Here is an 8,050-nt window from a genome sequence, read left to right on the forward strand (position 1 = left end):
GAATCGACGCTTAAACTTTGAATTGCTAAGGGTTTGGGTGGCTTCGTAGTTCATCTGCCTAGGTGTAAAGCAATGAACCAAAACCTAAAAATCTACCATAGAAACTATTATGCAAGAGGTCTAATGAGTTAGTTTTTAAAACTTACCCTTTAAAAGAGAACCAGCAGCAGATGTAACGCTTGCTGGTTCTTGTTTTTGTGACGAATCGTCGGATGTCCCAGTTGTCGACTGTTCTCACTACATAGTTTCCCTCAAATATCGAGCGAAGAGACGCGCACACCTGAGGCAGATCAGCGAATCCGCGAACGGCTGAAGGAAGTAAATCTACAGTGCAATGAGTTAATGCAAGCACTCGATGGATAGGCAGCTACTTAACGAGGGACCAATACGCGGTCAGGGGAATTGGGACCATCTTCAAAAATTGCCCCTCTCTGTATCAGAAGCTCTCTGGATTTGACAGAGATGCCTTGAGTATCTAAAAATCGAGCTTTTTCAACTAAAGCCTTGTCGAGATTGGCTCCGCTGAGGTCGGCTCCGCTGAAGTTGGCTCCGCTGAGGTTGGCTCCAATCAGGTCGGCTCCGCTGAGGTCGGCTCCGCTGAGGTCGGCTCTGCTGAGGTCGGCTCTGCTGAGGTCGGCTCTGCTGAGGTTGGCTCCGCTGAGGTCGGCTCCGCTGAGGTCGGCTCCGCTGAGGTTTTGTCCGGAACCGCCGTTATTTCTGATTGATTCAACAATCTCCTGTTTGGTGAGAAGTCGGACGTCTTGAACCAAAAGGCCTTCAACTTCCTGTAATTCTCCTGATTCAAACAGTTCTTGAATTCTCTGAAGTGCTTCTTCAGAGACACCTAGGGTTAATTTGACACTGCCTTCTTCGATATCCAAAATTTCAATTTCGGTATCTCCACCGAGCTTCCGTAGCAATGCGACGATGACATCGAGCTTTTGCTTGTCAATTTCTTCAATGCTGCCTGCGATCGCAAAACTCAAACGCTTCTCATAGACCTTAGGCGGCGCATCATCTTCATCGGCAAACTGTGCAATCGACTCCCAATCCTCAAGCCCAACGGCGTTACAGATTGCCTGAAACACTTCGGTTTGAATCTTCAAGCTACCCCAGAAGCGCCTCAACGTCGCTTTAGAAGTAGTCGCAAGATCCGCCCATGCTTTCTCTGTCTTGGCCCAGCCCTTCTTGCAACGAGCCTTATCAACTAGTGCAGCGTCAAGACTAAGAATGAGGGCAGGCAACAATGTTGAGGTGAGTAGCGTCGGAATCGAAACACTACGTGATGAAATTGCCGCTTGGTCAACCGACATTAACAACACTCAACGAGGTGTCGATTGGCAGATGAAAGTTGAAGATGCGAGAGGCAAGCTGACTTCCATCTACCCTCAAATTAAGCTTTGACGCTGCACTAGCCAGGATTTTTCGGCTTAAGTTGATACCCAACAAAGCAACAAATCGTGGATGCTTGGCGAAGGTACCCATCAAAGGTAGCTGTTATAGCTTTGGGCACTTCGCTGAGAACACTGAGTAGGGTTATTCCTAACTTCCAGAGTGCTACGGGGCTCGCAGTCGCGTCCTCACCGGACTAGCGACTGCGAGCCTACCCAATGGCTGAAATGCGTAAATTACTACAAGAGGTTAAAACTGCACTCAAAAAATATGGCTATCAGTGCAATTTAGCCACGCGAGTTCGCCTGCAGCAGGTATCGACCATCACAGCCCTGTCAGGCGAGACGATTATTTTGAAAAGCACCTACTTTATCCGTCGCCATAGAGCCGTGGTTTACTTCTTGATTGAAACCTTGGAAGCAGAGTTGCTGACTTAGAGTTGCTGGCTCACAGTGTGCTGGGTGCGATGAGTCAAGTTGGGTTATTGAGAAATACCGATACAATTCCCTGGTAAATCCACCTTGCCCGAAGGTACCATGGGCTGTAGTGGTTTCCGGTTATCTAGAGTCTATGGATTCTGAGGACTCTACCCTTAAAAAGTATGTCGAACTGACAGATACTCAACTCTGGTTGGAAAGTATCCGAGGCAGTTCTGAAGCGTTGGGAAAGCTTTATGCTCGCCATGCTGGTTTGGTCTATAGTATCGCTTTTAATATTCTAAAAGAGGCTGAAGAAGCTGAGGATTTGACCCACGATATTTTTATTCATCTAGTTAAAGGGGCAGCTTACGATCCTGCGAGGGGGTCTTTGCGGACCTATGTCGCCATGCTCACTCGTTCCCGTGCCATCGACCGGGTGCGATCGCAACAAGCAGCGCAACGATCCATACAGCGGCTGCAGCGTAGTGATGCTAGTAATATGCCATCGAGCCCCATGGCTGATGTGACCCAGCAAGAGCAGCAGCAGCATGTTCAAGCTGCGTTGTCCCAGCTGTCCGACAGCCAGCGGCAGATCCTGCAATTGGCCTATTACGAGGGACTGACTCAGGCCAAAATTGCGGAACAACTGGCAACCCCATTGGGTACTGTAAAAACAAGAGCGCGGCGGGGGCTGCTCAGGCTACAACAGATTTTAAAAAGTCGGCTGGATTAGGGGATGTCACTAGAGGTAGCAACAGTATGACTAAATCACCCTCTGAAAACGAGCTACAGCGTTTAATCGCCGGCTATGTGCTCTATAACCTGACTCCAGAGGAGGCTGCATCGTTAGCCGCATTAGTAGAGAACAATCCGATGATTGCTCAAGAGATTGAGCAACTACAGCAAACCTTAGAACAGGCATATGCGCCGCCCGTGCTGCCACCTCCCACTCACCTATATGAGAGAATTTTGGGCTCATCATCGGTGCCCCTCGTGTCTCGCGTGCGGCCATGGCGGCTCAATCCTTGGGGACTGTTGGCAGCTAGTTTAGTGGTCGGGCTGGGTCTCAGTAATGCTGTGTTATGGCGCTCCCTACAAACGATGCAGGCGCAGCTGCGACAGCTGCAACCGGCGGCGGCGGGGCGCACCGTAGTTTTAACCTCAGTGACCGATGCTGTTCCCGAAACCAGTACTGTTTTAGTAGAGATTGATCCGGTCACTCTCCAAGCGACATTGACTGGCGAGAATCTGTCTGTGTTACCAAAGGGTCAAGTGTATGCGCTGTGGACGGTGCTACAGCTGGAGGCCCCCTTTACCCAAGATGCTAAAAATGCAATTTTAACCCAGACGTTTACGGTGGATGAGCAGGGCCGGGTGTCGCTGCAGATGCCTCTACCTGGGGTGTATCAAAATTTTCAGTGGATTCGTGCGATCGCAATTACGATTGAATCAGCCGATGCGCCACAGCGACACGAAGCTAGTCCAATTCTGATGGGGACACTGATCAAGGACTAGCGGGGGCATCTGTGTCGAAGTCAATGATGTATCACCGAGGGCATCTCTGAGATGTCAACTGGTTGCAGATTTTGGGGTTCAACTTAAGCCAGAAAATTCTGACTAGGTGGAGAATCAGGAGCCAGCAGCTAGAAGCCAGTAAGGCCCTGATTCCTGACTCCTGACTTCTGAATACTATCCTTGGCAAAACGTCCCACTTTGAGTTGGTACCCCAGATTTTGAGTAGCAGAAATTAGTTGTGGCAAAGTAATATTACTTAAAGTATTACTCCTTTGTCACAACGATTTCATTGCTTTGAAAAAAATCCTGATTCTGACTGCAAACCCTAAGAATAGCGACAAGCTGCGCTTGGATGAGGAAGTGCGAGAAATCCAGGAAGGGTTACAGCGATCGCGCAGTCGCGACCAGTTTGAAATCATTTCTAAATGGGCGGTACGTCCGGATGATTTACGGCGAGCGCTGTTAGACCATGAGCCGAACATTGTGCATTTTTCGGGTCATGGGGCTGGGGAGGCAGGGCTGGTGCTGGAGAATAATGCTGGCCAGATGCAGCTGGTGAGTGCGCCGTCTTTGGCAAGGCTGTTTAAGCTGTTTAAGGACAAGGTGGAGTGCGTATTGCTCAATGCCTGCTATTCGGAGGTACAGGCAGCGGCGATTCATCAGCATATTGACTGTGTCATTGGAATGAATCAGGCGATTGGGGATCGCGCAGCCATCGAATTTGCAGTGGGCTTTTATGATGGATTGGGCGCAGGCCGCTCCTATGGTGATGCGTTTGAGTTCGGGGTGTCGGCGATTGACTTAGAGGGCATCCCCGAAACGGCCACGCCTCAGTTAAAGCAGCGAAGTCCATCGGCCTCTCAGTCAGGGGAAATCACGTCGCCTGTACAGACGCCTGCTGAAGCGGCCTCGTTACCATCGGCTTCCAGTAGTCAAGCAACAAGTAGTCAGGCGGCCAGTACTCAAGCAACAAGTACTCAAGCGACTGCCGAGCTGGGACTGCAAAGCGAACCCGTGACACCGCGACCGACCGCCGGATCGCGTATTTTCATTAGCTATAAGCGCGGTGTAGAGCCGGATGAACCGATTGCGAGTGAAGTGTATCGGGCGCTCAGTGGGGCGCATGATGTGTTTATTGATCAGACGATGTCGGTGGGGACGCCTTGGGCTGAGCGGATTGAGCAGGCACTACAAGCGTCAGATTTTTTGATTATCTTTTTGTCGGCGGAGTCGGTGCATAGCGAGATGGTGCTGGGCGAAATTGAGACGGCTCATCGGCTGATGAAAACCTCAGGCCGACCGATGATTTTACCGGTGCGGTTGGGTTATCGGGAGCCTTTTGTCTATCCGCTGAGTGCGTATTTGAACCCGATTAACTGGGCGCTGTGGGAAACGCCGGCTGACACGCCGCAGCTGCTAGAGGAGCTGCAACGGGCGATCGCAGGTGCGGGGCTTTCGATCGATTCAGAAAATGCTAAGCGGAATGTGACGGTGGTCTCGAATGATTCGACCACGACGCCTGCCATTCCACGTCCGCAGCCATCTGCTCAGCCGGTTTTGCTTCAGCCAGTGGTATTGGAACCGGCGGAAGGGACGATGGATCCGGAGTCGCAGCTGTATGTGAAGCGGGCGTGTGACGAGATTGCTCAGTCCACAATCCAGCGCCAAGGCGTGACCCTGACGATTAAAGGGCCGCGCCAGATGGGTAAAAGCTCGTTGCTGATGCAGGTTATGGATGCGGCGATCAAGGTGGGGAAGCAGGTGGTGTTTCTAGATTTTCAGCTGTTTGACCAAGATGTACTGAAGTCTGCGAATACGTTTTATCCTCAGTTTTGCCGGAGTATGACGGAGCAGCTGGGTTTGCCGGATCGGGTGGCGGAGTCTTGGGAGGGGAGCAGTGGCAATATTCAGCGCTGTACTCGCTATATGCAAACCCATGTACTGAAAGAGTTGGGTAGCCCTTTGGTGCTGGCGATGGATGAAGTAGATCGGATGTTTGACGCGGACTATCGCTCGGACTTTTTTAGCATGTTGCGCAGCTGGCATAACAACCGGGCGCTGCCGATGGCTCGCATCTGGAAGCAGTTTGACCTGGCGCTGGTCACGGCGACGGAGCCATATCATTTGATCGCGAATTTGAACCAGTCTCCTTTTAATGTGGGGGAGGTACTGTTGCTGACAGATTTTACCTCGGCGCAGGTGACGGATTTGAATCAGCGCCATGGCAATCCGCTGACGCCTGCCGAGGAGCGGGCACTGATGGCGTTGTTAAATGGGCATCCGTATTTGGTGCGACGGGCGTTGTACCTGATTGCTCGACAGCAGCTGAGTGTGGCGGCACTGTTTGAGCAGGCGGATGGAGATCATGGTCCCTTTGGCGATCACTTGCGGTATCACCTGTTCCGCATTTATGACAAGCAGGATTTGGCGCAGGGGTTGCTGCAGGTGATTCGGGCGAGAACTTGCCCGGATGAGCGGATTGCCCGATTGTTGAGCGCAGCTGGGTTAGTCCGGCGAGAAGATGAACAAGTGGTGCCTCGGTGCCAACTCTATGCCGATTATTTTCGGAGGCATCTCCATGGTTGACCCGAGTTTGTATACCGTAGGCGGCACCGTCCAGGCCAATGAGCGCGGGATTTATCTGTCTCGTCAGGCCGATCGGGAACTCTTGGCGCTTTGTGAGGACTCTACTTTTGCCTATGTGCTGACGCCCCGGCAAATGGGGAAGTCGAGTTTGATGATTCGCACGGCGGAGCAGCTGATTGACGCTGGGAAGCAGGCGGTGATTGTGGATTTGACTCAGCTGGGGACGCAGCTGAGTGCGGATGAATGGTACAGCGATTTTTTGGATTTGGTGGCGAGTCAGCTCATGCTGACAACGGATGTGAAGCAGTGGTGGCGAGCCAATCACCAATCGGGGCTGACGCTGCGGCTGACGCGGTTCTTTCAAGACGTCGTGCTGGCGGAGGTGGCGGAGCCGATTGTGATTTTTGTCGATGAAATTGACACGACGCTAAGTTTGGACTTTACCGACGACTTTTATGCGGCGATTCGTTACTTATATGTGGCGCGTTCAACGGATTCAAGGTTGCGGCGGTTGTCGTTTGTGCTGATTGGGGTGGCGACCCCAGCGGATCTCATTCAGGATCCTAAGCGGACGCCTTTTAATATTGGGCAGCGGGTGGACTTAACGGACTTTAGTGCCGAGGAAGCTTTGCCGTTAGCGGCGGGGTTAGGGCTGGTACCCGAAAAAGAACAGCAGATGTTAGAGGGGGTGTTGCAGTGGACGGGGGGGCACCCGTACTTAACCCAGCGGCTTTGTCGCGCGCTGGCAGATAAGCCCCCCCAAGGCTGGACAGCGGCAGCGGTAGAACCCGTGGTAGCAGAGACATTTTTTGGCCGGATGAGTGAGCAAGATAACAACTTGCAGTTTGTACGGGATATGTTGACGAAGCGGGCACCGGCGTCGCTTGAGCAGGAGGTATTGACAACATATCGAGAGATTTATCGAGATCGGCGGCCGGTGCTGGATGAAGAACAGAACTTAGTGAAGTCGCATTTGAAGCTGTCGGGGGTGGTGCGGCGAGAGGGGAAGCAGCTGCAAGTGCGGAATCGGATTTATCGGGAGGTGTTTAGCCAGGAATGGATTCGTGAGCACTTGCCAGAAAACTTTTGGCAGCGGTATAAGCCGGTATTGAAATGGGCGATTCCGGTGACGGCAGCTTCGGTGCTCTCGGCAGGCGTGATGGCGGGCTTGGCGCAGGACGCGAGGGAAAGTGCTCAGGAAGCGAAACAGCAAAAAGCCATTGCAGAAGAGCAAACAGTCATTGCCCGACAAAAAGCTCAAGAAGCAGAACAGAATGCTCAAGAAGCAAAGCGACAAACCACTATCGCAGAAGGGCAAAAAAAGCTTGCTTTAGAGAATGAAGCAAAAACAGAAGAAGCCCTGAACAAAGAGCAAGAAGCAAATGAACAGAGAGCGATTGCGCTGACCGCTGCCGAAACTCAACAGCAACGAGCAGAAGAACAAGCAAACATTGCCCAACAACAAAGAGAACGGGCAGAGAATCAGGCGATAATTGCCCAAGCGCAAACCCGCAGAGCGGAAACACAAACTGCACTAGCCGAGCAACAGACCAAGCTTGCCGAGCAACAAACGAGGGTGGCTCAGCTGCGCGAACAAGTCGCCCGAGTCTTGAACTTACTACCTACGACCAATGCGGTTTCTGGTCTAGTTCTGGCAATTGATACGATGGCTCAGAGCCAGTCAGTGCCCTCCGTAGCGCTGACTGGCCAAGCCAGCTTACTCAAAGCGGTGCAAGTGTCGCAAGAAATCAACCGCCTCGCAGGCCATGGGGCTGCGGTCTTGTCGGTGGCGTTTAGCCCCGATGGTCAGCGCATCGTCAGTGGCAGTTTCGACAATACGCTGCGGCTGTGGGATGCCAACACGGGCGCACCCATCGGCGAACCGCTCGCAGGCCATGGGGATGCGGTCTGGTCGGTGGCGTTTAGCCCCGATGGTCAGCGCATCGTCAGTGGCAGTTTCGACAATACGCTGCGGCTGTGGGATGCCAACACGGGCGCACCCATCGGCGAACCGCTCGCAGGCCATGGGGATGCGGTCTGGTCGGTGGCGTTTAGCCCCGATGGTCAGCGCATCGTCAGTGGCAGTTTCGACAATACGCTGCGGCTGTGGGATGCCAACACGGGCGCACCCATCGGCG

Annotated in this window: 6 protein-coding genes; 5 read left to right on the top strand and 1 reads right to left on the bottom strand. The window is 52.7% G+C overall.

Annotation, left to right across the window (positions count from 1 at the left end; all coding sequences use genetic code 11):
- Positions 1-371: 371 nt before the first annotated feature.
- Positions 372-1,313, bottom strand: a complete 942-nt coding sequence (locus VB741_RS14125) for a pentapeptide repeat-containing protein (RefSeq protein WP_323365826.1) — start codon at positions 1,311-1,313, stop codon at positions 372-374.
- A 306-nt stretch (positions 1,314-1,619) separates the two neighbouring features.
- On the opposite strand from VB741_RS14125, the gene VB741_RS14130 reads away from it, so the two are divergent.
- From VB741_RS14130 to VB741_RS14150, 5 genes are all read left to right on the top strand, one after another.
- A complete protein-coding gene (locus VB741_RS14130; protein WP_323365827.1) occupies positions 1,620-1,829 on the top strand; it encodes a hypothetical protein in 210 nt (69 codons plus the stop codon).
- Between the two features lie 133 nt (positions 1,830-1,962).
- Positions 1,963-2,544 carry a sigma-70 family RNA polymerase sigma factor gene (locus VB741_RS14135; RefSeq protein WP_323365828.1) on the top strand — a complete coding sequence of 194 codons (582 nt, stop codon included), beginning with the start codon at positions 1,963-1,965 and terminating at the stop codon, positions 2,542-2,544.
- A gap of 26 nt (positions 2,545-2,570) precedes the next feature.
- Positions 2,571-3,326, top strand: a complete 756-nt coding sequence (locus VB741_RS14140) for an anti-sigma factor (protein ID WP_323365829.1) — start codon at positions 2,571-2,573, stop codon at positions 3,324-3,326.
- Between the two features lie 294 nt (positions 3,327-3,620).
- Positions 3,621-5,912, top strand: coding sequence for an AAA-like domain-containing protein (locus VB741_RS14145; protein WP_323365830.1), 2,292 nt, complete (start codon positions 3,621-3,623; stop codon positions 5,910-5,912).
- A partial coding sequence (locus VB741_RS14150) for an AAA-like domain-containing protein (RefSeq protein ID WP_323365831.1) occupies positions 5,905-8,050 on the top strand: 2,146 nt, incomplete at its 3' end. The genes VB741_RS14145 and VB741_RS14150, both read left to right, overlap by 8 nt.

This window comes from Leptothoe sp. PORK10 BA2, from assembly GCF_034932105.1.
Classification (GTDB): Bacteria; Cyanobacteriota; Cyanobacteriia; order Phormidesmidales; family Phormidesmidaceae; genus Leptothoe.

Excerpts from the sequence above, each read along its gene's own strand:
- VB741_RS14125 (WP_323365826.1), bottom strand. The coding sequence starts at position 1,313 with ATGTCGGTTGACCAAGCGGCAATTTCATCACGTAGTGTTTCGATTCCG.
- VB741_RS14130 (WP_323365827.1), top strand. The coding sequence starts at position 1,620 with ATGCGTAAATTACTACAAGAGGTTAAAACTGCACTCAAAAAATATGGC.
- VB741_RS14135 (WP_323365828.1), top strand. The coding sequence starts at position 1,963 with ATGGATTCTGAGGACTCTACCCTTAAAAAGTATGTCGAACTGACAGAT.
- VB741_RS14140 (WP_323365829.1), top strand. The coding sequence starts at position 2,571 with ATGACTAAATCACCCTCTGAAAACGAGCTACAGCGTTTAATCGCCGGC.